This window comes from Nitrospira sp. T9, assembly GCF_052156535.1.
In the GTDB taxonomy this organism is placed as follows: Bacteria; Nitrospirota; Nitrospiria; order Nitrospirales; family UBA8639; genus Nitrospira_E.
On record NZ_JBQKUP010000041.1, the window covers coordinates 412,309 to 436,633 of the forward strand.

Here is a 24,325-nt window from a genome sequence, read left to right on the forward strand (position 1 = left end):
GTAATTTATGCAATAAATTCAAATACTTACGGCAAAGTCTACCAGGAGAAAAAGAGGGAAGTCAAGGAAAGTCCCAGCAAGCTATTTACCTCTTAGACTTCTTTGACAACAAGTCAAAGACGAGGAATTCAAGATTATTCCGTTGAAGAAAAGTTGAGATCTAATGTCCCAAAAAATTCACCCTTTCGTTATCAGCAAATAATGGCGAGAATGCGACAGAGATTTACCACTTTAAGATGGTTGGCCGATTCCTGATTTTGTGACGTTTGCAGCCTGTGGACCCTTTGCTCCCTCTACCAAGTCAAATTCTACCGATTCCCCCTCTTTTAAAGACTTAAAGCCGTCTTCTTGAAGTGCGGAATAATGGACAAACACATCCTGTCCACCTTCAACTTGAATGAAGCCAAAACCTTTTCGATCATTAAACCATTTTACCGTTCCCTTACTTCTCATGATGGCCCTCCCCATTAGAGTACTTGTGGATATATATTTCAAAAAAGTTGTGCGTGTTTAAAAAGATAAAAAGAAAAGCCGAAAAAGGAGTCAATTCCTCTCTCGGCTTCACGGCGTAATATTCTTCTCACTTCTTTACCCATTACAAAAACGTAGAGGATGTAGCACAGTTTGCAGAATCTGTCAATAAATGACAGGAGGAAATTCATTCCCTACTATTCGCCTATAGGCTAATTATTTCGGATATTTGATTGAAAACGAAAAAAGGGGCCATGCTAATCAGCCAACATATTTCATCACTTTCCACTTATTTGAATTGTCCAAAACCTTGATCAGACTCCTCGATCGGTACATTTTTTTTGAGTTGCTTTCCCCATTTTTGACCAGCCTGACCGGATTGTGTTTCATCATTTTTACCAAGGAAATGCTACGGCTGGTGGATTTAGTGGTATCCCGAGGAATTAGTTTAGCGGGCTTGGGGTCTATTGTGCTGCATTTGCTTCCTTCCTTTTTAGTCCTAACCTTACCAATTGCCTGCTTGATTGCTTCAATTTCGGCATTTAATCGCCTATCGTTTGACAATGAGATCATGGCCATTCGTGCTGCGGGGGTCAGTTTCTGGCGAATCAATCTTCCTGTGGTGGTTTTTTCCGGCATCGTATTCCTTTTAACGGTATATCTTTCTCAATGGGGCCAGCCTTGGGCCAAGGTGTCATTGAAGACTTTGGCTCTGAGCGTCATCGAAGATGAGTTGACTCTTGCGGTTGATTCGGGAGTGTTTAATGAACCGATCCCCGGACTCATGGTGTATGTGCCACACTCGGGGAATGCTTCTGGCGATAAGGGAATCTTTATTTCGGACCAACGCAATCCGGAGCAACCCTTGATAATTGTGGCGGAGAATTTTCACATGTTGAAACAAAGCGAACGTCAGCAGTTTGGCATTCGATTGTTTAAGGGTGCCATTCATCAAATTCCCAAAGATTCCAATAGTTTTCATCGGGTTATCTTTGATACCTATGATTTGTGGCTTTCTTCGCCTTTTACCTCCGTGAAAGATAAGACAAAACGGAAAACCTACCAAAACCTCACTCAGCAATTGGAGGAATCAGGTGGAACGGACGCAGGAGCCCTTCGTCGATTGGTAGAGTTTCATAAAGACACCGCCTTTCCGGTCGCCACCTTTGTGTTGGGGTTATTGGGCGTCCCGGTGGGGATTGTGTCGAAGCGGTCCGGGAAAGCTGGAGGGTTTGCGATTGGGGTTCTCGTGGTTATCGGATTTTATTTATTAAATGTATTGGGAGAGTTTCTTGTGACGACGTTGGTGATCTCTCCGTTTTTCGGTGCGTGGATGCCTAACATTATCCTGGCCTTCTTTACAGGGTTCCTTCTATTTCAAGCAGGAAAACAATGATCCAGAGTTCTTTCAAACAAGTTAGATCATGAAAAAAATTTCTTGGTATGTATTTGGGAAATTTAGTCGCGTCTTCGTAATGTGTCTTGTTACCGTGCTGACGATTTATCTTGTCGTGGATTTTTTTGAAAAATTGAGAAAGTTTTTGAAATATGATGCAGACCTAAGCGTTATTTTAAGCTTTTTTGTCTATCGAATTCCCGAAATTGCTTTTCTCTTAGCCCCGCTAGCGGCTCTAATGGCATCAATTTTGACGGTTTGTGGGCTTAATCGGACTCGTGAAATCACGGCGATGCGCAGTTGCGGATTAAGTTTTTATCAAATTGCCATTCCCTTTTTTGTCTTTGGCGGGTTTGTGAGTGTCGTGGGTTTGAGTTTGACGGCCGTGTTGATTCCTTTGGCCAATATTAAAGCTGAATTTATTCAATCTGTTTTAATCCAAAATAAACCAGAACCCCTCTTACTTACTCCGGAACGTTTATGGCTTCGGGTGGGACGCAATCACCTTATGCGAATTGATTCGGTGACAGAAGATGGGTTTCGTTTGAATGGTATTCACCAATACACACTTGATGATGGCTTCAGTCTCAAAAGCATTCTTGAAGGAGAATGGGCAACTTTTGTCGCTGAGGAATGGATAATGGAGCATGCGATTGAGCGAACATTTCCGGCTAAAGAACGCCTGCAAGTGAATGTTATACCACGGCAGACGTTGCCTCTCTCTCTCACGCCTGATGATTTTCAGAATTGGCTGGCTCAGTCTCCAGAACATATGTCCTTGTATCAATTGCATGACTATATTCAAAGGTTAATAGAAGATGGTCATAGTCCTCATCGTTTTTTAACTGATTATTGGTCTCGAATTGCATATTCTCTCGTTCCTCTGGTGATGATCCTGTTAGGGATCTCGGTGAGTCTCCGCGGAAGTGGTGTGCGTGAGGTTGGAATAGCTAAAGGGCTTGGGCAAACTCTGGCAATTGGGTTTTTTTTCTGGGCGGCGCATTCAGTAGGCATTGTTTTAGGACGCAATGGAGCGGTATTACCGATCATTGGCAGTTGGATTGCCACAGTCATGTTTTTGATCATCGGAATTAATCTTTTTTTGAGGCTAAAATGAAGGATCCACGATTGTCATGAAGGGCACTGGAAGGAATGTGTGATTGAGATTTGACCATCTGTTCCTGATCCGTATTCGTATTGGTTTTTGATGCTGTGCAATGTATGAATTTGTTAAATTTTCTCATAAACACGCAAGGGATTTTCTTAATTCCCCTTGACTCGGATCCGATAACATTTCAATAGAGATAGAGGTCGAAGAGTAGGGGAGAATCCGAAGACCCAAGACAGACAGTTAATCGGGGAAATCTCAAAAACCCACCACTTACAAGAGGTTGTAATTATCGAATAACGAATTCAACAGGTGACAAGGGCAAACTATCCGTGAGGGTAGGGCGCAAAGCCAAGAAACCCTGAGAACGTTGTTGTTTCAGGGTTCGTCTGGTTACCGAACTGTGTTGGTAGGTCCATGCGTTCGTTCATGCGCCCATTCTCTGGAATTAGGCGCTTTTTTTTGGTCACCCTGGAAAGGCCAAAATATGGACGAAGACGCACAACATTTTACAAAGACAGCAGTTGGTATCAAAGAACTCAACTCGTCTCACCCCGGTTCGGGTAGTCCTGACCAAGCAGAACATACGGAGGCACAGGGCCAGCTCGATCAGGAGCATGTTACTCGGATTTTATTAGAGTTTCTCCCGACCATTCGTCGGATGGCTGGAATTATGGCGTTCAGGAATCCCTTTTCCTTGGATGTCGAGGATTTGACGAGCGCAGGGGCTATGGGCTTGTTGTCGGCGTTGAAGCGCTATGATCCAACACGGGATATTAAATTTCGCACATTTGCCGAATATCGTATTCGTGGCATGATGTTAGATGAAATTCGGTCAATGGATTGGGTTCCTCGGTCTGTTCGATCTCGCCGAGATCAAGTACGACAAATAGTTGAAGAGCATCTTCAGAAAAATGGGGTGCCACCGACTGCACAGGAATTGGCAACGCTGTTGGGCGTACCTATTGAGGAAATAGAAGGAGTGGGCGGGTGTGATCCTCGTTTAATTAGTCTGGATGAGCCGGTTGGGCAGGGAGAAGATGAATGCACCCTCCGTGATGTTTTGCCGGACGTCAACCATCTGGACCCTTTTGTGGCCTGTGCGGATGCAGAAATGAAAGCGGCATTGTCAGCGGCGCTCCAGACATTATCGGCACGCCAGCAAGAGGTGCTTCAATCGTATTATCATGCCGGATTGACGATGAAAGAAATTGGTCGGCAAATGGGTCTGACCGAGTCTGGCGTCTGTCGGGTACATTCCGGTGCCATTCGACATCTACGCATAGAGTTAAAACGTATTGAGGATGGAGGGGGCAGCGCGCCTCGACCCAGGAATTTACGAAAAACGCCCGTTGTCCGCGACTAATTAAATGGTTTGCTTATTGAAAAATTCGTGTCCGCCAATTTTTGCCACTTTACGGTTGAACTGAGCCCACCGGGGAGTTTTGACCAGTTGGGGATTATAAAACAGTACCGCCCCATCCACCACCTTCCGCCCGTCTTGTACAACCTTCCAGGCTAACAAACTATCTTGCATGATTCGATTTGTTTGATCAAAATCTACTTCTTCTGGATTACGTCCAATCCATGGTTCAAACTGTTTGGCACGAAGAACCGTGCCCTTGACCGTGCCGTCGCTGTGGTATTTGAGAGCCATTCGGTTCCGAATGACGGCCGCGACAGCTAACTTTCCAGCAAAACTTTCCCCACCGGCTTCCAGATAGATGGTTAGGGCGGCTAAAATGTCGTCGCTGTGGCTGGATTCCTGCCCATGGATTACTTTTAGATGCAATGGTGATACAGGCGAAGAATACGAAAGAACCGATGCCGTATCGGCCGAATTTACGGGTGTTGGTGAGACGGGGAGTAAGCATATGGACAAGGTTTCTACGCCGATGATGAGGATACATGACAACAATGTTTGGTTTCGTTTCATTTTATCCCTTTAAATCTTTGTGGGTTTAAAATTTTTACGCATTAATTTTATGTTTAGATATTGAGGAGTCAGGTTCAATAAAATTCTTCTTGGACACGGTCTTCCGCAAAGTACATGCCATTGACGTTTTAGACTGGTCAATGGAATGTGTTTTTAGGAGTCTTGTGTTGTAGGGAAGGGTTTGGTGTTAGACTTTTTGTGTTTTCATAAGTAACAAGTGGCCGTTACCTACCATTGTGTCGTGGTTCGGGACATCAAAGATTAGGCCACACGTTTTATAATTTAATAGTGATTGAAAACAGGGTGATTTCGAGATTCTCGTACTGATCAAAAATCTGACAATCTTAAAAATGGGTTAAGTGAATCGTCGAAAAGTATGGAGAAAGAACAGAGAATCTATCGAGAATGATGTCTGTTGCGCGATTTTAGTGATGGAGGGGAACATGAGCATTTCGTCGGTGAGCGAACGAGTAAGGGAAATGATATGTCTCGGAGTGGGAGTAATTCTTCTGGGTACGTTACCGCTTTCCAATGGTTGGGCTCAGTCAGATCAGGTACCTGTCCTGCCTATTCAACCTCTTGCGCACGCTAAAGTGTATTTGATGGCCGGAGATTACCGTCGAGCAGTAGGGGCTTGCCAGGAAAATATTGACCGCAATCCCTCGGTTGAAGCATACGTGTATTTGGCCTATGTCTATGAGGCAATTGATGGCTATTTAGGATCATTAGCCATGCAGGAGGATTATGTGAAAGTGGAGCAATTAGCGCTGAATTTGACCGCACGGGATATTCTCGATCTCATTGATCCGCCAAATGTCATGCCTCGTATGGCCCAAGAACTCATTCATGAAGGCATTCGTCAACAATTTGATGTGACCGCAGCAATGGCCAATCGGTTGAGCCGGACGCGGACGGATGAATTATGGGCACAACAAACCCGTTGGCGTGAATTGAACCCTGATTCATGGTGGACCGGTACCCCGGATGAATGGCAGTGGTGAATGCTATCCCTGCCTTGCCTGGGAGTGAGGAGGTCAAACAGATCACACAGGGTGCAATGCTACTGAGTCAGTTAATCGTATATGAGTGAGTTGACAGTCCGACAAGAGCGGTTTTAGGATGCCAAGACAATCTGGACATTTTGTCGTATTTATCCAAGGAGGCAGTCAGTGTCTGAATTAGTGGCCAAAGCCGATGCAACGAATTGGGATGGGGAAGTACTGAAAGCTTCAGAGGTGGTGATGGTGGATTTCTGGGCAGTTTGGTGTGGACCCTGTCAAATGGTGGCCCCAATCGTCGATGAGCTTGCACAGGAATATCAAGGCAAACTCAAAGTCATGAAGCTCAACACCGATGATGCTCCAGAAGTTGCGGGAAAATATCAAATCATGAGTATCCCAAGTATTCTCTTCTTCAAGGGTGGCCAAGTTGTCGAAAAAATTGTTGGTGCAAGACCGAAGCAACAATTCAAACAAGTCATTGACTCGCTCCTGGCTCAATCCACTTCCCCTGCCTGATCAGCGGGACCGATGACTCGGTGTTATGCTGACCGAGCTGCGTATTTCCAACTTTGCCCTCATCGATCGACTCCATTTGGAATTTTCCCCTGGGTTTCTTGTCTTGACGGGGGAGACCGGGGCTGGAAAATCTCTTCTCATTGATGCTCTGGTGTTAATCACCGGGGGACGAGCCTCTGCGGAGCATATTCGGTTTGGTGCCGAGGAAGCTCTGCTAGAAGCCTGTTTTGTCATCCCACCGACCCATCCTCTTTCGAGCAGGTTGCAAGGGGATGGATACCTCCTGCCCGACCAACAGGACATTATCGTTCGTCGGATGTTATCCCGGTCGGGAAGGAATCGCAATTTCCTCAATGGGCAACTCGCCCCTCTTCAAACGATTCAAGACATCGGTCCTCAGTTGGTAGATATCCATGGTCAACATGATCAGCAATCATTGCTCTCCCCTAAGACCCAGCTCAAATTGCTGGATGCGTTTGGGAATCTTGAAGATGTCGTCGGATCCTATCAGGAGATGCACCGAGAATGGGTCGAGAAAAAGGCGGCTTTGGATGAATATGTGGTCAGGTTACGGGATCAAACCAATAGGCAGGATATCCTTCAATATCAATATGATGAGCTGGTCAAAATGCAGTTGCAGTCTGGAGAAGAAGAGACTCTCAGCCAGGAATATCATCGGTTGAAACATAGCGGTCGATTAGGAGAATTATCGAATCAAGCCTTTACGGCCTTACATGAAGGCGAGCGATCGGTTCTGGATCATCTGGGTGAGGTGACTGAGTGGGTACAAGAGCTTGCAAAAATTGATGCGCAAGGTGAATCGTGGGTCCCGTTGTTGGAAGTAGCGAATATGTCGTTGCGGGAAGTGACCGATAACCTTCGGGATTACAGGACTGGGATCGAGTATGATCCGGAGAGAATGGATCTGATTGATAGTCGGTTGGCCGGTCTTCAGCGGCTGAAAAAGAAATATGGAAAGCCGATCGAAGATTTAATTGAACTTACCAAGACCCTGGAGCAAGATTTAGCGCAACTCCAAAATGGAGAAGAGCAGGTGGGGTATTTGCAGGCCGAAGTGACCAGTCGATATGAATCGATGAAGGGCTTGGCAGAAGACTTGTCGGCCCGGAGGAAAACAGTTGCGAAGAATTTGGTCAAAGAGATCAAGCAGGAATTAGCGGCTCTTAAAATGTCGACAATGGAGGTGCAGGTTAATATTGAAATAGCCAACGGAGACAATCGATTTGGATTGGCAGGAATGGATCGGGTTGAGATGCTACTGGCTCCCAATCCTGGAGAACCGCTGATGCCATTGGGCCGAATTGCATCGGGTGGAGAACTGTCTCGAATTATGTTGGCCTTAAAAACCGTGTTTGCGGAAAATGATCAGACGCCTGTCGTCATTTTCGATGAAATTGACAGTGGGATTGGTGGGGAAGCCGGCATCGTCATGGGAAGTCGCTTGCGCCAGTTGGCTCAATTTCATCAGGTGTGTTGTATCACCCATCTTCCGCAGATTGCCTCGCAGGCTCATGCACAGTTTGTGGTTGAGAAAATAACGCTAGAGGACCGTACGTTAACGAAAGTCCATGAAGTCACGGGAGTTCATCGGGAAACCGAAATCGCTCGCATGTTGGGAGGAGGCACGCTAACTCCAACGATCAGAAAAACCGCCGGTGAAATGCTGGATCGGGGAAGCAGTCCTCACGTAGGCCCCAGTCATAAAAAGCCAAAAAAGAAACCTGCCCAAACCTAATCTCAATTCGAATGAGTTTGATACATTCAGGATAGCCATTCATGTACGAGTAGTTAGCTCTTTCCCTGTTATCGAGAGTTATTTAGATCCGGCTTTCCAAAAAAACACGACAGCCATTCTTTTTGAAGCTAACGCATGGTCCCAGCCAAAATACCCTGTTGCAGAATGGATCAGATCCGATTTATAGGCAACTAGGCGGTTGAAGGCATATGGGGCCTCTAGGATTTCTTTGAACATGGTAGGATCCATTTCCTGTGATACCCCAGGTACTTCGCTAAGACTTTCATAATCTTTTGGACAATAGTTGCCGTCTAGTGGTTCTCCGGGAAGATGCAATCGGTAAAAGGATGTGCCGCAATGTGATGTGGGTGGGCTTGGGTGGAGGTAGAGGACGGCGGCGTAATCGCAAATTCTGGCAGAGTCGACATGTGGGCGAGCGACTCCCTCAGCTCCTCCACATATCTGAATATGATTGTGTCCGGAAAGTCCTGCCTCGTTATCCGATTGGGGAGTGAGGTTGGGAATACCTAAATGTGTGGTCACGTAGCTTTCCACGGTGCACAGTTCATCGGGAGTCAGAGCTCCAGGAGCCCGCATGCCGGGCCAGGGTTCCGGCCGCCAGGGGGATCCCAAGGTCCAGGTTGGAATGGCAATACATCGTTGGGCAATCTCTAATGCGTTTGGGAGGGCCTGATCTTGAATCCAATAATCCTGGCCATGAATTAATTCGCGATAGGGGAGTCGGTTCATAAATACAAGTCAGGCAGAGTGGTTGAGCAGAGGAGAAAATTGTGAGACGACATGAGCGTTCGTGGATGAAAATTGGCACCATAAAACGTCAGTCAGGGTGAGGTCAAGCGGATGTATTGTTGGATAGTCTGGTGAGAATGTGATGGTTATCATGATAAGCTATGGGTAATAACGACATTGAAAAAAAAATAGACTGAAGGTTTGAAGTCTGAAGGGATGAAGGAGAGTGATTATGCTCAATCCAGCGGTGTCCGACATTGATCAACTGTTGACTGAGACACTTCAGGTCATCAAGGTTGAGGAGGTCACGCGTCACTATTGGGAGCAGGGTGAGTTCCTGGCTTTAGAGCATTTGTTCCCCACTCCGGTTGTTCAGGAATTTATGCGGGAAGTAGAGCGCGTGCGGCCCCAAATCAATCGAAACTTTATACCAGGGCATAAAAAGGGGGGAAGTGTCAGTTTTTATCTTTTGCAGCAATCGGCTCCGGCCATTCTTGCGTTCTATCACCACCAGGGATGGATCGACCTCTTGAGCCGGATTGCCGGAGTTCCGTTAATGCTGTGTCCAGAAGAGGATCCCCATTCCTGTGCTCTGTATTTTTACACCGAGGCTGGAGATCATATCGGGTATCATTATGATACCTCGTATTATAAGGGCGATCGATTTACGGTATTATTAGGATTACAGGATCAATCAAGCAGCCGATTGGTCTGTCGTTTACATACCAAAGAACAGGGGCGAGAGGTTAAAGAGTTATCCCTCCTGACTGACCCCGGCACATTTATTTTTTTTAATGGCGATAAATTGCATCATGCCGTTACGCCGCTGGGGGCTGGAGAAGAGCGGATTGTGCTCACGCTTCAATACGTCACTAACCCGTCAATGGGTCTGGCCCAACGGTGGTTTTCGAATATGAAAGATGCCGTGGGATATTTTGGATGGTCGGCCATGTTTCGAAAACCCCACCGTTGAAAACTTTCTCCAGATCCCTCCTCAGTGCAACCCAATTAACACGACAGTCGTATTGTCTTCTCCACCTAATCGGTTGGCAGTAACCACAAGTGTTCGGCATATCGCTTCGGCCTGTGGAGCTTCTTGGCGGATAATAGTTTGAATCTCCTGATCAGTCAGCATTTTTGTGAGTCCATCTGAACACATCAGAATGAGATCCGATGGCTCAAGCGGGTAGGTCTGAATGGTAGGTCGTGTCTCAGGATCAATTCCAAGAGCTTTGGTTAACACATGCCGAAGGGGATGAGTGCGAACCTGTTTTGCTGTAATGAGATTCAGCGCTAACCGTTCCTCCATAAGGGTATGATCTTTTGTCCAGAGCGAAAGCGTGCCCCGCCTAAAGAGGTAGGCACGGCTGTCGCCGGCATGAGCCACGCATGCCTGGTATCCTGCAGGAGAAGGCGTGATGGCGACCACGATAATGGTTGTTCCCATTCCTTTCAGGGAATCGTCTTCTGCCGCTGCTTTTCGAATACGTTGATTGGCGGATTCAAGAGCTTGACCCAGCAGCGATTCTAATTTGTCAGGTTGAACGGAGGGTGAGGTTTCAGTCGAGAGTTGGGTTCGAACGACATCAGGAATGGCTTTGACGGCAATCTGGCTGGCTACCTCGCCCCCGGCATGTCCGCCCATCCCATCTGCCAACACCCACAATTGTAGGGCATTATCGAGTGAAAAGGCATCCTGGTTCAGTTTTCTAACCAGACCAAGATCCGTCAGTCCGACGCCGGTCCATTTATCAAAGCGTTTCGCGGATGTCATAGGGAAGCAATATATTCAGGGAGTCCATGACGTTGAACCAGACGGTTGTAAATAAGATCGGCCAAAGGCTCCAGGTTTTTGCAGTCTGCCTCATTATATTGGATAAGCACCTCTCTAGAGCCCGATTGTCCGAGTTGCGATTCTTCCCACAGACGGACCGCATCCCACCCCGTCAGTCCTTCCAGTGAGGTCGGTCGATAACACCCTACTTCCGTTTCAATCGCCTTCAGCCCACCTTTTAATCCGAGACGTCTGGCCGCAAAACACAAATCGATATGGGGATGGTCAAGCGTCAAGTCTGGATATTTGGCCTTCAGAAATGGCACATCAAAGCCTGAGCCAAAGAAGGTCACGAGAAGATCGTATGAGGCAAATTCCGCCTGCAAGCGTTCACCCGATAAGTTTTCTCCTTGAATCAACGTGGTCATGCGACCTTTTCCGTAAATACCCACCACCGTAATCTCGCCATCGGGTAACGGAATTCCGTTTGTCTCAATATCCAGAAACGCTGCCTGAGATCGAAAATTTGGATAAAGACGCCAGTGGTCGCGTGCTTTCAGGATGCGGGTAAAGAAACGGGAATTTTGTGCCTTCCATTGTTTTTGCGCTTCCAGAATATCTTCATTGTATTGGGCTTTTCGAAACGAGGAAATGCGGGGAGCGATAGGTTTCTTGAGGAAAGCGTCCCACGTGTCAATGCCATCCTCCCACCAGAGGCGTTCAGTGGATTCTCCAATGCCCGGTAAAAAAAGAAATGTGGATTCTAGCATGAGTCTTAACGGGAAGAGAGCCTAATTCTAACCTTGATTTCACCAAGAGGACAAGCTACATTCGAAGCAATCTTGAGATCTTCTTTCATTCGTAGCATAAGCGAGAATATATGGAATTCCGTCCACAGAAAATCAAAATGACCATCGGTGGGATCCAGGTCATTGCACAACTCAAACCGAATCGAACCGCACAGGCTGTGGTTGAAGCTCTTCCTATTGAGGTCCCCGTGAATCAGTGGGGAGAAGAATTTTATTGCAACATGCCAGGGGTCAAAGACTATCGAGAGGTTGCCACCACTCAGGTAAAAGTTGGCGATGTCGCTTTTTGGGGCATGGGGGGGATGTTGGCGGTCTTCTTTGGACGCACTCCCATGAGCCTCGGAGATGATCCGGTTCCTGCTGATCGGGTGAACGTCATTGGAAAAGTGATAGGTGATCCGAATGTGTTGAGGGAGGCCATAGGGGCGTCTCTTATGAGAGTGGAACAGCTTCCTGAAGGAACCTGATGCGACTCAATAAAGTTCGCGTACATCAAATGGCCGTCTCAGTCATTGAACGATTACAGGCGAGTGGATTGTTGCAAATTCAAGGAAAACCGGAAGTGGTGATTCAGAAATTGGAAGCAGCCATTCTATCCGAGTTGCAGGTGGAAGATCGTTTGAACGCGGATGTCCGGGAGATGTTAAAACAGTTTGAACGAGAGTTTGCAGAAGGCCGAGCGGATTATCAGAAAATGTTTACGATGGTGAAGCAAAAGCTCATCAAAGAACGCGGGGTCATTTTATAGGGCATATGGCAGAATAAACTTTAAAGGAAGGTCGTAGGACTGAATTGCTAATGAATACACCCATCCTCAGCGACGAAAAACAGACTCATCTTGCGCATGTAATTCTGACCAGTGTCACCGGCATGTCCGAGGCAAAGATGATTGGCGATTCTGCTCATGCCCTTCGTGAAGTGAAGCGCGTGCTGGCCGAGCACATGAAAGCGGAAGAGGAGCTGGTGCAAAAAGTGCGGAATCGATTGCAATCATATGCACGGCCGATTCCAGAAGGTTCCCAAGAGTGGGATGTCCTTTATCAAAAAACCTACCAGGAAGAATTACGTAAGCGGAACCTAAGCTGAAGAACTCCTCTTTGCACCCCTCCAGATTTCTTTCTATTCTGCGAGTGTGCCGTCAACCCTTTTACCGTGCAGATGCTAATATCTGGAACTCTCTTGAGGGCCAATGGTATGGTTTGTGAAGGGTACTCTGGTGAATGATCGTGAAAAGACCATGCATGCTCTTGGAGCCGCCACCCTCTCCATTTTGCCGGGGATCGGTCATCTGTACCTAGGTGTCAAACGCGGGAATATTTTCCTGGTCTGTGGGATTCTTTTATTGATTATTTCCAAGTTTTTCTGGCCGACAGGTTGGCTAATTTATATGCAGTTTGCCATTCTGGCGGGCTTCGATGCGTTTGCATTTGGTAAGCGCGGACGAGGATTATTTTAACCATCTGCCAGCCACATGGAGACCGTAGAATGAAGCAAGGCGATCGTCCTCTGACGAGGTTAGTGATGGTGGATTGGGGTATGAGAATTTTGGTGACCCTAATAGGGCTAAATGCCTCACTGGCTCAGGCGGCTAATTTGTCGGTGACTGATTTGCTCACCTCTCCCGGGAAGCCCATTCAATTACAGGCACGCTTAACCAATCCCGAGGCAGAAGGGGAGATTGGTTTGCCGGACCAGCCCTTGGAATTTATTGTGCATGGCCGGACGGTGGGCCAGGCGAATACCGACGCGAACGGGTGGGCTCGGCTCGACTTTTCTCCCAGTATGCGGGGGAATTTATCAATCATTGTGAAGGTGGTGACGCCATCTAAAACCGAGGCCATCGAAGGGAAAGGCGTCCTTCTCTCCTGGGAACGTCGTCGTCCCATATTGCTGATTGACTTGGCGGTGTTAGTGGAGGGAGAGCTGGTTATGGATCCCCCTCCGCCTGAACTCTATAAGGATCCGGGCCTCATATTAGGAGATGCCCATCCAGCAGCAGCGGCAGAATTGGGCAAACTCGCGCAATTTTATTACAACCTTGTATATCTGGACTTGACCGGGCGAGGGCATCTTGAACATATTCAGGACTGGTTGCGCGAGCACCAATTCCCTCCAGGAATGATTAGAATCCTTCAGAAGACGCCAACGGCATTGACCGAACTCATACACGATCTGAAAACAGAGGGTTGGGAAAAAGTGAGTGGAGGTATCGGGCGCACGGTAGATTTTGCGGAAGTACTCGTTCAAAATCGCCTGCAAACCGTGATTTTACCGCTACCACAGACAAAGGGTCGGTTCCCACGCCGGGCCATTGTCCTCAATGATTGGTCACGTATCCGAAGGCATCTTTGATGGAGACAGTTAAGCAAAATGCCGGTCGACGAACGGTCCAACGATCGGATGTGGATAGTGGGGAATGCTAAATAATTTTCTGCTCATGAGCCAGATCGTAGGGAAGAAGTCTTGGTGAAGGCAGCACGACCCAAAACCCGTTTTGTATGTCAGGAATGTGGATATCAAGGCGTCCGCTGGAGCGGCCGGTGTCCGGAGTGTGCGCAATGGAATTCCTTGCGGGAGGAGGTTGATCAAGATCATTCAACCCTTCAACAGCGAAGTGTCTCCGGAGGAACACCGGAGGCTGTCCCAATCAGCTCTATCGTGCAGACTCAGGAGTTTCGTCTTCAGGCTGGTATTGAAGAATTGAATCGAGTGCTTGGTGGGGGAGTGGTTCCAGGATCGGTTATCTTGATTGGAGGCGATCCTGGAATTGGTAAAACGACACTTTTGCTCCAAACCCTGGCCTCCCTGGGAACGGCCAAACAGGTCGGGTTGTATGTATCGGGAGAAGAATCACCTCAGCAAATTAAGATGCGGGCGGATCGTATAGGCATTCAATCCCCCAACCTGTATGTGGCTGCTGCCACCTCCCTGGAAGAAATTTTCAAAGTGGCTGAGCAGATGAATCCCGGTGTCATTGTCGTGGATTCCATTCAAACGGTTTTTACGCAGGAACTCACATCAGCCCCAGGTAGTGTTAGCCAGGTTCAGGAGGTTGGCTGCCGCCTGATGTGGTATGCCAAGCGGACCCATGTTCCTATCTTTATTATCGGGCATGTGACGAAGGAAGGCGTGATTGCCGGGCCAAGGCTTCTGGAACATATTGTCGATACCGTGTTGTATTTTGAAGGAGACAAAGGCCAGAGCTATCGAATTCTTCGAGCCGTGAAAAACCGCTTCGGGCCGACCAATGAAATCGGGGTTTTTGAAATGAAGGATGAGGGGCTGACCGAGGTTGGGAATCCATCCGAACTGTTTTTAACCGGACGAATCGGACATGGTGCCGGATCTATTGTTGTGTCGAGCGTGGAAGGGTCTCGGCCCTTATTGGTTGAGTTGCAGGCTTTGGTTGCGGAGACTACCTACCCCATGCCGAAACGTATGGCCAAAGGTGTGGAAGTGAATCGGGTGTCCTTGCTGTTGGCCGTTCTTGAAAAACGATTGGGGTTGCATTTTACCGGGTACGATGTGTACGTGAATGTGGTGGGAGGGCTTCGGATTGATGAGCCGACGGTTGACGTGGGCATCGTATGTGCGGTGCTTTCCAGCTTTCGGGAGTTAGCGCTGGATCCCAGATTGGTCGTGATGGGCGAGGTCGGGTTGGGCGGAGAGGTCAGGCCGGTGCAACATGCGGACCTACGCATTCGTGAGGCGATGAAATTGGGGTTTCAACGCTGCGTGGTTCCTGAGCCGAATCTTAACCAATGGAAACCTGTAGCTGGCATGGAAGTCGTTGGCATTCGTGACATTGGGGATATTTGGGAAACGGTTGTGAGTCCTGCCTCATAAACGGCGTAGTCAATTGGATTTGTGACAATGAAAGCTGTTAGTCGCTGGTTCTTGTTGCCGCTGGTGTTCCTTGTCGGATGCGCCGGAATCTTTCAAGGATCATTACAACTGCTTGAAGACGAGGCGGATCGACAGGAGGTATTCCAAGCCTTACGTCAAAAAGAGTCGACCATTCGCACCCTTCGAGGATTATTTCAGGCGTCCATTTCTGGTTCTGGTGTGCCGCTTTCCCAAAATGTTCTTGGCACGGTTTCGTATGTGCATCCCGATATCTTGGATCTGAAAACCTTTATCCGTATGGGTGTTCCCGTGATGACTTTTCATCGCAGGGGCAACGAGTATGAACTGTATTTATCCGGTGAAGACAAGGTGATCACCGGAAGAGTAGATGAACCTCAGGAGCCTTCACCCTGGGATCACACCGTGATGCTGAGTCTTCGTGCGTTGGATGCCATGTTGGGTAAAGTCCCGGGGGTAGTCGGTGAGGGGGCTCGCGTGTGGAAAAATAACGAACACTATCGCATTGATCTGGCTGCCAACCCATCCTCATCTACCTCATCTCAGGATGAGTTCACCGTACGGACCTGGGTGGATGCCCAGACCCTGGATGTGACGTCGATTGAATACAGACGCTCATTCGATGACATGGTTGTATTGGTAGAGTGTGAAGATTATCGAGAGGTGAAAGTCGCCACGGGCGAAGATAGCGCTCCGGTTCGATTGCCGTTTGTGGTTCGGGCGACAGACTATCGACCCAGCGGAGGATCCATTTCCCTGCACTTCAAGGAGTTTATCGTCAATGCGGCCTCGTAGGTGCCCTTATGCATCCAGCAACCACTAATTGGTAAGTCAGGATCCATTATTATGTTGTTTTTAGCTCTAGAATCTGCCACCCCCCATCAGAGTGTGGCCGTGTTTCGGGACCACCAGCTGTTAGCCAGTGTGGCCTGTGAGTCGGGGCAGCCTTTGACCCCGCAACTCATCCCCACCATCGATCGCCTGTTAACCTCGGTCTCTTTGCAGTTATCAAATCTTGAAGGCTTGGTGGTGTCCATAGGACCGGGGACGTTCACTGGACTACGGGTGGGATTGGCGACCATGACGGCCTTTCGGTTTGCTTTACAGATTCCGTTGGTGGGGATTTCCACACTCGAAGGGCTTGCCTGGAATCATTCTGTTACCGAGCTCCCTTTGCTCAGCACTATCGGTATTCGGCCGGGGATCGTGTATTGGGCTCTGTTCCGTTGGGAAAATCAGCAGATGGTGTGCGTGAAAGAGTCACAAATTGGGGACATCATTGAGGTTTGTGGCGGTCTGACCGAGCCGACCATTGTGCTCGGAGATGGGTGGATGCAGAACCGGGCGACTCTCCTTTCAAAAGGGTTTTCCCTTGTCGAAGCTCCTCCCGATGAGCAATGGCCATCAGCCAGAGGGATTGGAATGGCAGGACGGGTCCTGCTGGAGCGAGGGGATCTCCTTCCACTAGGCTGCTCTCCACATTATATTCAGCCATCGTATGCAGAAATATCGAAAACGATAAGCTTGAATCCCATCGGGTGAGACTTTTGGGATACCTGTTCGTGTGACATCAATAGAGGAGTGAAAGCATGGACACAAATGACCCTGTCGTGGGAAGTGAACTATCACACCATGAGGATATTCGGTTGGCCATATTGGCTGATTTGGACGCATTGGTGAGTCTGGAAGAGTCCTGCTTTTCTGTCCCCTGGTCGAAAAAAAGTTTTGAAGCCGAATTGCAAGGGAATGCCTTTAGCCGAATTCTTGTCATTCCAGGTCCAAAGGGACAACAGGAAATTCCCATGCTGGCCTATTGCTGCGTGTGGGTGATTTTTGAAGAAATCCGCTTTTTAAATCTGGCGGTTCACCCTCATTTCCGTGGACAGGGATTGGCTAAGCAGTTAATTTTACAAGCTTTATGCATCGGGAGTGCTCAGGGATGTTGTCGGGGGATGTTAGAGGTTCGGAACTCCAATCAGGTGGCGAAACGTCTCTATGAGAGCTTTGAATTTAAGGAATATGGCAGAAGAAGTTCCTACTATACGAATCCAAATGAGGATGCTATCCTTATGATTCTGGAGCCTCTGTTCAAGCCCAAATCTGACAAAAATGATCTCCTGGGAATCCCGGCCGAATGTAAATAGAAACGGTCACCAGTTCAACATTCACTACTAACACAGGAGGGTACCGATGGTGACGGACGAACAAATCGCCGAAAATTTGCGGGCATCCAATGTGGAGTATCAGGAATTGGAGGAATCCCATCACCGGTTGGATCTGGAGCTTCAGCAGTTATTGAAACATCATGTGTTGACTCCTCAGGAAGAAATTCTTAAAAAACATTTACAGAAGGAAAAACTTGGCAAGAAAGATCGAATGGCCGCTCTGATTCGTGAACATCGTGCCTCACGTGATAATGCCAAAACACCTGGATAATTCGAACGGTTACTTCGCACTTTAAGTCCCACTTTCTAATGGCTGCTTTTTCCCCTACCATGGCCATGAATGCGGTGGTGCATCCCCTTCAGCGCCACATTCGTGATATTAAACGCCGGTTATTGATCGTGGGAGCCACGATCATGGTGTTTTTTGTTATAGCGTTTTCTTACTCTTCCATTCTCATCGATTGGTTCAAACGGCCTTTTGAAGATGATCTGATTTTTTACGCTCCGGCGGAGGCATTATTTGCCTCCATAAAAATCTCTTTTATGGCGGCGGTGATTGCCAGTGTCCCTATCATTCTGTACCAATTTTGGAAGTTTATTGAGCCGGCGTTGCTTCAGAAGGAACAACGTTGGGCCGTGCCGCTTTTCTTCCTCGGGTTGGGGTTTTTCCTTCTGGGGTTGGGCTTTTGCAATATGGTGATCCTGCCATTGGTCATCAACTTTTTTGTCACGTTTGGCATGGATCGAGCCATTACTCCAGAATTAGCTGTCGGCACCTATGTCGATTTTAACGTCAAATTTCTTCTGGCGTTTGGTTTTGCGTTTGAAATTCCACTGGTGCTTTCTCTTTTGGCCCGCGTGGGTGTCATTCAAGCATCCGTCCTTATTCGGTTCCGTAAACATGCGGCGCTGGTGGCGTTGATTCTTTCTGCGGTGATCACCCCGGATGCGACAATGTTCACCATGCTATTAATGGCTGTTCCGTTGATCATTTTATATGAAATAGGTATTTGGGGGGCAAAGGTCTTTGGTCGTGCTCCTCTGCCGGCGGGGGAGAATTGTGAAGCAACTGAGGAGGGAGAAGCACCCGACCATGCGGCAAAAGGTTAAACCGATTAGACCCGTTCACCAATCGACCCGAATGCCCGGACCTCTATGGAATTGTCTTGTGGGCACCGTGGCCTCCTTATGGCTTATGGGATTTTCCGGACTTGGAGAAAGTCATTCTCTGGTATCGTCGCTGCATTCCGTCTCGAATATTCCCTCTCTTCATCCTGATGACTCCCAAAATACCCAAAAAGGATTTTCCCCCAGTATTCAAACCCTCGTGGTGACCCCGGACGGAGTGGTCTATGCAGGGTCATTTGGAATGGGACTTTTTCGAAGCCAAGATAAGGGGAAATCCTGGGAGCCGTTGAATCGAGGCTTGACTGACCCTTTCTTGCTGTGTCTGGCCGTGATTCCTGGGAAGCATATCTATGCCGGGACAATGCGTGGTGGAATATATCGTCTTGAGCTCAAGGGGACGACGTGGGAATCTATTGGAACCGGATTACACGAATCGGAAGTCAAATCATTTTTGGTTCACCAGGATGTCGTGTATGCGGGAACAGGAACTGGGGTGTATCGGTGGGTTGAAGCCGAGAAGCAGTGGGTCACTGTCGGAGCCGGATTGGATCGGATTCTGGTTCCGGGCCTTGCGATCATGGATGATGGCAAGCTGTTGGCGGCGACTTCAGGCAAAGGCCTCTTTCAGTTGGAGACTCAACACTCTTCTCCTTCTACTTGGGTGGACTCCCAATCCATATTTATCGATCCACGGGAGCGGTTGCCGCATCGCTATCTTCGGGTCATTGCCGTCAATGAGGCGCAACACATTTTTTTAGGGACACAGGATGGGGGGATTTTCACGAGTACGGATCGAGGCCATTCCTGGTCCTCCCTCAGTCGGAATCTTCCCAATGATTCAATCAGAAGCATTGTCCCCGATCATAAAGATGTCATTGTGGCGACCGGAAACGGAATTTTTCGTTGGAAAAATGATCAGCAAAAATGGATGGGCATGAATACCGGGTTGACCAACCTGGCTATTCAAAGTCTCACGATATCGAATGCCGGGGAGTTATATGCTGGAACCAGTAGCGGAGCATTTCGGAGTCAAGACGGGGGTGCGCATTGGACGAATATTAGCCAGGGGTTGGGTATCCAGTTGGTTCCCAAGGGCCCTTATGAATAAATCGGTGTAACGGAAAGGACGGTATGATGAGCGACGCAACTCATGAAAGTCAGACAATCACTATTCACACCCGGGTGAACGGCGAGGCCTTGGGGGATATCCACTTAAAGCTTTTTCCGGACGTCGCGCCTAACCATGTACAGAATATGTTGAAATTAGCCAAGGAGAAGTTTTATGACGGCACGACATTTCATCGGGTGATACCCAGCTTTATGATTCAAGGGGGAGATCCCAATAGTAAGGATCACGATCGGTCACGTCATGGAATGGGTGGTCCAGGCCATCGCGTCAATGCGGAATTTAGCTCCAAGCCTCATAAACGCGGAACGCTATCGATGGCGAGATCACAAGATCCCAATAGCGCGGGCTCCCAGTTTTTTATTTGTGTGGCGGATTCGAGTTTTTTAGATGGTCAATATACGGTGTTTGGTGAGGTGGTGAGTGGTATGGAGACAGTGGATCAAATTGTCAGTGCCAAGCGGGATGCCAATGATAATCCTCTTGAACGAATTGAAATGACCATGAGTGTCTCTGAAGCGAATGCCTAAGACGTGGCGCGGCGTCTGGTTGTGTTGCCTACTTATTGGATGGCTATTCGCGGGGTGTGTTGCTCCCCCATTTTATTCCTACCTGGTCTATGAAAATCCCACATCGTTTGTTCGGCTTGAGGTCTCCCCCTGGGTTGATCCTGATGTTCCTCAGACATTGAACGAACATCCCGCTACCATGTCTCGCCGCCAAATGATCGAGGCCCTGAGCGGATTACGGGTGCGTGAGTATCGATCCGGCCCCATTCGCTGGATTCGTGGCCTCGCGGATCCCGAGCCGGCTTTCAATAAGGAAGAAATTGAATTATTGGTGCCACGATTGCTGGAGGGATTAGGATTAGCTGTTCCCCAGGAACTGGTCACGTTTTACATCAGTCACCCGGTGAATGCTACAAAACGGGAAGTGACTTCCGGTGGGATGTATGTCAGATATGGGCATCTCCACGTCATCATCAGTAATCACCGTACTAACTATGAGATTCCTCCTGCAGGACTGATCTATGATCGGCGGTATCCACTGTTTTCTCTTGCTCCACTTGACGTGGATTTACTCTATGAGACAGAAGAGACGGTACTGCCGAAAAAGAAAAGTTTTTGGGACGCTATTTTTGGAGACGAACATAGCGGCGAAATAGTTCTCGATCTTTCCCGATTGTCGATGATGAAAATGTAAGGATGGGTCCTAAGGTGACCGGTAGGGGATGGGATAGGGTGCGGGACTGGCATCTACGGGTCCTATAGCAATGGGGTTGGGTTGAGAGAGGCGCAAGGGTGCTTAAGGGATGTTGAGCAGGTCATAAAGACAGCGGGCATTCTCCTTGATAGAGCCGTACGATCATGAAAAACATGGTTTCTAAAAGTCCCAAAACCTCACGGCAGGCGAAGGTCTCGCCTCAAGAATCCGTGTGTAATCGCTTGCGGGATAGAAGGAAAAAACAGGGAATCTCACAGGCAGAATTAGCAGTCCTTGTTGGCCTGACACGACAAGCAGTCTACGCCATAGAGGCCAATCAATATTTGCCAAGCACCCACATTGCCCTACGGTTCGCTCGTGCGTTGAAGTGCCGAGTTGAGGATCTTTTCATCCTTGAAGATCATGAAGAAACTGTTGAAGCTGAGTTCATTGGGGGGACAACGCCATTGGGTCAGCCGACAAGGGTGAAGCTGTCATTCGTTGGATCTCGGATACTTGCCAGACCGATGGCCGAACTGGGCGATGTGTTGAATTTTGTGATGCCGGCTGATGGAATAATTCAGGAACAGGGGAAGAAATCTTCCAGCGGAAAAAGGCCCTCTGTGCAGGTTCAATTACTGAATTCTTTGGACGTGATCAAAAAAGGGATTCTTATTGCCGGGTGTGACCCGGCGTTATTTCTCGCCGGCGAGCATGTCCGCAAGATAAATACCCTGGCGGGAATTACGAATTGGACGATGGGAAGCGCGAATGCACTCCGTGCTCTGCAACGGGATGAAGTGCATATGGCGGGATTGCATCTTGTGGATGTGAAATCCGGGCAAAGTAACGTTCCTTACCTGAAACGCCATATTCCTGGTCATGATTTTGTCGGAGTGCGCTTTGCTTCTTGGGTGCAAGGCCTGTTGGTTTACCCGGGAAACCCCAAACACATCGGTGGTGTGGATGACTTTGGCCAGTCGGGACTTCGTCTCGTCAATCGGGAATTGGGAGCCGGAGCGAGATTTCTTTTGGATTCCCTTCTTCAGAAATCAGGATTCACTGGAGAGCAGGTACTGGGATATGAGCACGAAGTACCGTCTCATCTCGAAGTCGCTCGCCTGATTCGAGATGGTATGGCTGACGTGGGCATTGGAGTGGAAGCCGCAGCTCGTCATTATGGTCTTGGTTTCATTCCGCTTCGCGAAGAACAGTATGACTTAATTATGCGCAGAGAATTTCTAAAATCACACCCTATTATGTCTCAATTTCTTGATGCGATGGTCAGTCAACCATTCAGGCGGGAAATCGAATCACTGGGGGGATATACGGTGACGGAAATCGGAAAAATTCTTCATTGGTAAATCTGGCTCTCTCCCGATATCCCTGGTATGGCCAGAGTCACGGCCTAGGGCCATATGTTTTACTTGCGTAAAGCTGCCTGGAACGTTTCGGCTGCGTTAAGCCGCATTGAGACAATGGACATCAGCTGAGGTCGGTGGAGGTGCGGGTAGAATTGTCCTATTGGGAAAGGCTTAAGGACTGCAGGTCTTGCCATTGAACACTTTACATGAGGAACCACTTCTGGCTAATTTCCAGGATTTAACCAATGGTGGGGTGTTATCTGATCGCATTTCGACGATCACGTCGATGATATCTCCTACATCCAATGTCTTCAGTTGAATCTTTGCCACTTCATCAACTTGAACCCATTGAATGCCAGAATCGGTTGTAATTAAAAATACCCCTTTGTCAGATTCAATTTTCATAATGGGGCTGTTGAACTTCTGGAGCGAGGTGGAAGCTTCCGCAAACACCTGTGAACCCGGCTGAAAAAATACAATCAACCCTAGCAGAAAACCTAGCAGGTGATGGGGGATTGGCATAATTTTCTCCTCTTGTTGCTTTGAGAAGCCTTTCTCATTATCTCAAGATCTCGGGTGTAAGTCTATGCTTTTTCCAATAAAAATTGCAGGCATGATTGGGAGGACACCACTTAGGGCAAGGTTTGGATGGGAAATTCTGTGGCTTTGGATTCCTTGATTTTATAGGCCCGGACTACGGGCTGATCGGTATGCTCTAGGGAAATAATCAAGTGAAACGGTTCCGGGAGGTGGAGTTTGGCCCGGTAGCTTTCAAATTCCATGGCAATAGTGATATCCGTTTGAGATGGCCTAGCCGGACTAAAGGTGTGGGAATGGTAAAAACCTAACAGATTAAGATTTTTTGAACGAATGTCCCGCTGAGCCATAGCCATTTCCCTGGCATCCATCTGAAAGGCGATATCCGCTCGCTCCTCCGGCGATAAGCGTTGCAGGTCGGTCAATTTGGCTCCGTCAAAGCGTGTAAGATCCTGGTCTGATAACGCAGCCAGAATATTGGTAATGCGATAGTCCTCGGCGACGGTATTTTCTGTTCCTGAGAGAATGCCGCAACATTCATGGGGAGCTAGCTCCCTGGCATGAAGAATCATATTGTTGATGATGCTGGACGGAATGGCAAGCATGGACCTAGATGCTACAGGAGACTTCCTGTTCCACAAGTTTGGTGATAGTGGGATGAGGTCCACAAAGAGGACAGTCGGGAGATTTTGGGCGACCAACCTTTCTGAATGTCATATCCAGGGCATCGTAGAGAAGAAGATGTTTGGCCAAACTTTCTCCCAGACCTAGGACTTCTTTAATAGCTTCATTGGCCTGCAAAACACCAATGGTCCCGGCCAACACGCCTAACACCCCGGCTTCTTGACAATTTGGCACAAGGCCGGCGGGGGGAGGCTCTGGATATAAACAGCGATAACAGGGATATCCTTCATGAGGCTTGATTGTGGCTAATTGTCCTTCAAAGCGAAAAATGCTTCCTGAAATCAGTGTCCTTTTCGCAAAAAAACAGGCATCATTGACGAGAAAACGTGTGGAAAAATTGTCTGATCCGTCCAATATGATGTCATAGGCTTCAATTAAGGAGAGGATATTGGTGGCGCTTACGTGTTCGGGATACAGCTTGAGTGTGGTTTCAGGATTGAGGGCTGACAATAATGTTCTGCCGGATTCAACCTTTGAAACACCTATCCGGTCGGTTGTATGCAAAATTTGCCGTTGCAGATTGGATAAGTCCACGACATCGCCATCTGTCAAACCTAAGGTTCCTATTCCGGCCGCAGCCAGATACAGAGCTGCCGGAGAACCAAGCCCTCCTGCTCCAATCACCAGTATTTTGGCATCCTGTAACTTTTTCTGTCCTTTGCCACTCACTTCCGACAGAATGATCTGACGGCTGTAACGCTGGATTTGAGATTCAGTAAATTCCATGAGAAGCGAAA

Annotated in this window: 30 protein-coding genes and 1 riboswitch; of the genes, 22 read left to right on the forward strand and 8 right to left on the reverse strand. The window is 48.2% G+C overall.

Translation table 11 applies throughout. From position 1 onward, the window contains the following. Window positions 1–231: 231 nt before the first annotated feature. Window positions 232–453, reverse strand: a complete 222-nt coding sequence (locus ACTRXD_RS18640) for a cold shock domain-containing protein (protein ID WP_312641881.1) — start codon at window positions 451–453, stop codon at window positions 232–234. 328 nt (window positions 454–781) lie between these two features. Here ACTRXD_RS18640 and ACTRXD_RS18645 point away from each other — a divergent pair, with 328 nt between their 5' ends. The 3 genes from ACTRXD_RS18645 to ACTRXD_RS18655 all read left to right on the forward strand — a co-directional run bounded on the left by ACTRXD_RS18645 (window position 782) and on the right by ACTRXD_RS18655 (window position 4,341). Beyond that, entirely contained in the window at window positions 782–1,867 is a 1,086-nt protein-coding gene (locus ACTRXD_RS18645) for an LptF/LptG family permease (RefSeq protein WP_442433288.1), read from the forward strand. Window positions 1,868–1,895: 28 nt separating this feature from the next. Beyond that, window positions 1,896–2,984 (forward strand): LPS export ABC transporter permease LptG, encoded by a 1,089-nt coding sequence (gene lptG, locus ACTRXD_RS18650; RefSeq protein WP_442433289.1) that lies wholly within the window; start codon window positions 1,896–1,898, stop codon window positions 2,982–2,984. Window positions 2,985–3,285: 301 nt separating this feature from the next. Beyond that, a riboswitch (cyclic di-GMP riboswitch) is annotated at window positions 3,286–3,376 on the forward strand. Between the two features lie 86 nt (window positions 3,377–3,462). Beyond that, window positions 3,463–4,341, forward strand: coding sequence for a sigma-70 family RNA polymerase sigma factor (locus ACTRXD_RS18655; protein ID WP_442433290.1), 879 nt, complete (start codon window positions 3,463–3,465; stop codon window positions 4,339–4,341). Here the strand turns inward: ACTRXD_RS18655 and ACTRXD_RS18660 are convergent, their stop codons facing one another. After that, window positions 4,342–4,911, reverse strand: a complete 570-nt coding sequence (locus ACTRXD_RS18660; protein ID WP_442433291.1) for a cell wall hydrolase — start codon at window positions 4,909–4,911, stop codon at window positions 4,342–4,344. It abuts the gene before it with no gap. Between the two features lie 443 nt (window positions 4,912–5,354). Here ACTRXD_RS18660 and ACTRXD_RS18665 point away from each other — a divergent pair, with 443 nt between their 5' ends. The 3 genes from ACTRXD_RS18665 to recN all read left to right on the forward strand — a co-directional run bounded on the left by ACTRXD_RS18665 (window position 5,355) and on the right by recN (window position 8,184). Continuing rightward, on the forward strand, window positions 5,355–5,912 hold the full coding sequence (locus tag ACTRXD_RS18665) for a hypothetical protein (protein WP_442433292.1): 558 nt from the start codon (window positions 5,355–5,357) through the stop codon (window positions 5,910–5,912). Window positions 5,913–6,080: 168 nt separating this feature from the next. Then, window positions 6,081–6,428 (forward strand): thioredoxin, encoded by a 348-nt coding sequence (trxA, locus tag ACTRXD_RS18670; RefSeq protein ID WP_442433293.1) that lies wholly within the window; start codon window positions 6,081–6,083, stop codon window positions 6,426–6,428. A 25-nt stretch (window positions 6,429–6,453) separates the two neighbouring features. Beyond that, window positions 6,454–8,184: a DNA repair protein RecN gene (gene recN / locus ACTRXD_RS18675; protein WP_442433294.1), complete on the forward strand. Its 1,731-nt coding sequence runs from the start codon at window positions 6,454–6,456 to the stop codon at window positions 8,182–8,184. 78 nt (window positions 8,185–8,262) lie between these two features. Here recN and ACTRXD_RS18680 read toward each other — a convergent pair whose 3' ends face one another. Then, complete coding sequence (locus ACTRXD_RS18680; RefSeq protein WP_442433295.1) at window positions 8,263–8,934, reverse strand: DUF6445 family protein; 672 nt, start codon at window positions 8,932–8,934, stop codon at window positions 8,263–8,265. Between the two features lie 232 nt (window positions 8,935–9,166). On the opposite strand from ACTRXD_RS18680, the gene ACTRXD_RS18685 reads away from it, so the two are divergent. Further along, a complete protein-coding gene (locus ACTRXD_RS18685) occupies window positions 9,167–9,907 on the forward strand; it encodes a 2OG-Fe(II) oxygenase (RefSeq protein WP_442433296.1) in 741 nt (246 codons plus the stop codon). A gap of 21 nt (window positions 9,908–9,928) precedes the next feature. Here ACTRXD_RS18685 and ACTRXD_RS18690 read toward each other — a convergent pair whose 3' ends face one another. Beyond that, a complete protein-coding gene (locus ACTRXD_RS18690) occupies window positions 9,929–10,708 on the reverse strand; it encodes a PP2C family protein-serine/threonine phosphatase (protein ID WP_442433297.1) in 780 nt (259 codons plus the stop codon). Continuing rightward, window positions 10,705–11,478: a ribonuclease H-like domain-containing protein gene (locus ACTRXD_RS18695; protein ID WP_442433298.1), complete on the reverse strand. Its 774-nt coding sequence runs from the start codon at window positions 11,476–11,478 to the stop codon at window positions 10,705–10,707. Before ACTRXD_RS18695 ends, ACTRXD_RS18690 begins: the two co-directional genes overlap by 4 nt. A gap of 137 nt (window positions 11,479–11,615) precedes the next feature. Between ACTRXD_RS18695 and ACTRXD_RS18700 the strand changes: the two genes are divergently transcribed. From ACTRXD_RS18700 to ACTRXD_RS18770, 15 genes are all read left to right on the forward strand, one after another. Beyond that, window positions 11,616–11,984, forward strand: coding sequence for a cyclophilin-like fold protein (locus tag ACTRXD_RS18700; protein ID WP_442433299.1), 369 nt, complete (start codon window positions 11,616–11,618; stop codon window positions 11,982–11,984). Next, window positions 11,984–12,265 (forward strand): DUF507 family protein, encoded by a 282-nt coding sequence (locus ACTRXD_RS18705; RefSeq protein WP_442433300.1) that lies wholly within the window; start codon window positions 11,984–11,986, stop codon window positions 12,263–12,265. The genes ACTRXD_RS18700 and ACTRXD_RS18705 overlap by 1 nt, the downstream gene beginning before the upstream one ends. A 50-nt stretch (window positions 12,266–12,315) precedes the next feature. After that, complete coding sequence (locus ACTRXD_RS18710; RefSeq protein ID WP_442433301.1) at window positions 12,316–12,603, forward strand: DUF507 family protein; 288 nt, start codon at window positions 12,316–12,318, stop codon at window positions 12,601–12,603. A gap of 115 nt (window positions 12,604–12,718) precedes the next feature. Continuing rightward, complete coding sequence (locus ACTRXD_RS18715) at window positions 12,719–12,973, forward strand: hypothetical protein (protein ID WP_442433302.1); 255 nt, start codon at window positions 12,719–12,721, stop codon at window positions 12,971–12,973. 29 nt (window positions 12,974–13,002) lie between these two features. Then, on the forward strand, window positions 13,003–13,869 hold the full coding sequence (locus ACTRXD_RS18720) for a hypothetical protein (protein ID WP_442433303.1): 867 nt from the start codon (window positions 13,003–13,005) through the stop codon (window positions 13,867–13,869). A 111-nt stretch (window positions 13,870–13,980) separates the two neighbouring features. Then, the gene (radA, locus tag ACTRXD_RS18725) at window positions 13,981–15,363 is read left to right on the forward strand and encodes a DNA repair protein RadA (RefSeq protein ID WP_442433304.1); all 1,383 of its coding nucleotides are present in this window, start codon (window positions 13,981–13,983) and stop codon (window positions 15,361–15,363) included. Window positions 15,364–15,390: 27 nt separating this feature from the next. Beyond that, window positions 15,391–16,176, forward strand: a complete 786-nt coding sequence (locus tag ACTRXD_RS18730) for a hypothetical protein (protein ID WP_442433305.1) — start codon at window positions 15,391–15,393, stop codon at window positions 16,174–16,176. A gap of 51 nt (window positions 16,177–16,227) precedes the next feature. Further along, on the forward strand, window positions 16,228–16,923 hold the full coding sequence (gene tsaB, locus ACTRXD_RS18735) for a tRNA (adenosine(37)-N6)-threonylcarbamoyltransferase complex dimerization subunit type 1 TsaB (protein ID WP_442433306.1): 696 nt from the start codon (window positions 16,228–16,230) through the stop codon (window positions 16,921–16,923). A gap of 47 nt (window positions 16,924–16,970) precedes the next feature. Continuing rightward, complete coding sequence (rimI, locus tag ACTRXD_RS18740; protein WP_442433307.1) at window positions 16,971–17,525, forward strand: ribosomal protein S18-alanine N-acetyltransferase; 555 nt, start codon at window positions 16,971–16,973, stop codon at window positions 17,523–17,525. 46 nt (window positions 17,526–17,571) lie between these two features. Then, window positions 17,572–17,817 carry a DUF465 domain-containing protein gene (locus tag ACTRXD_RS18745; protein ID WP_312748079.1) on the forward strand — a complete coding sequence of 82 codons (246 nt, stop codon included), beginning with the start codon at window positions 17,572–17,574 and terminating at the stop codon, window positions 17,815–17,817. Window positions 17,818–17,855: 38 nt separating this feature from the next. After that, window positions 17,856–18,656: a twin-arginine translocase subunit TatC gene (gene tatC, locus ACTRXD_RS18750; protein ID WP_442433308.1), complete on the forward strand. Its 801-nt coding sequence runs from the start codon at window positions 17,856–17,858 to the stop codon at window positions 18,654–18,656. Between the two features lie 58 nt (window positions 18,657–18,714). Further along, entirely contained in the window at window positions 18,715–19,782 is a 1,068-nt protein-coding gene (locus ACTRXD_RS18755) for a hypothetical protein (RefSeq protein WP_442433309.1), read from the forward strand. Window positions 19,783–19,808: 26 nt separating this feature from the next. Then, window positions 19,809–20,330, forward strand: coding sequence for a peptidylprolyl isomerase (locus tag ACTRXD_RS18760; RefSeq protein ID WP_442433440.1), 522 nt, complete (start codon window positions 19,809–19,811; stop codon window positions 20,328–20,330). Further along, complete coding sequence (locus tag ACTRXD_RS18765; RefSeq protein ID WP_442433310.1) at window positions 20,323–21,003, forward strand: hypothetical protein; 681 nt, start codon at window positions 20,323–20,325, stop codon at window positions 21,001–21,003. The genes ACTRXD_RS18760 and ACTRXD_RS18765 overlap by 8 nt, the downstream gene beginning before the upstream one ends. Before the next feature lie 164 nt (window positions 21,004–21,167). After that, window positions 21,168–22,367, forward strand: coding sequence for a substrate-binding domain-containing protein (locus tag ACTRXD_RS18770; protein WP_442433311.1), 1,200 nt, complete (start codon window positions 21,168–21,170; stop codon window positions 22,365–22,367). A gap of 171 nt (window positions 22,368–22,538) precedes the next feature. Here the strand turns inward: ACTRXD_RS18770 and ACTRXD_RS18775 are convergent, their stop codons facing one another. The 3 genes from ACTRXD_RS18775 to moeB form a co-directional block, all read right to left on the reverse strand. Further along, complete coding sequence (locus ACTRXD_RS18775) at window positions 22,539–22,889, reverse strand: hypothetical protein (protein WP_312748067.1); 351 nt, start codon at window positions 22,887–22,889, stop codon at window positions 22,539–22,541. 110 nt (window positions 22,890–22,999) lie between these two features. Next, a complete protein-coding gene (locus tag ACTRXD_RS18780) occupies window positions 23,000–23,509 on the reverse strand; it encodes a M67 family metallopeptidase (protein WP_442433312.1) in 510 nt (169 codons plus the stop codon). A gap of 4 nt (window positions 23,510–23,513) precedes the next feature. Further along, entirely contained in the window at window positions 23,514–24,314 is an 801-nt protein-coding gene (moeB, locus tag ACTRXD_RS18785; RefSeq protein ID WP_442433313.1) for a molybdopterin-synthase adenylyltransferase MoeB, read from the reverse strand. Between the last annotated feature and the right edge of the window lie 11 nt (window positions 24,315–24,325).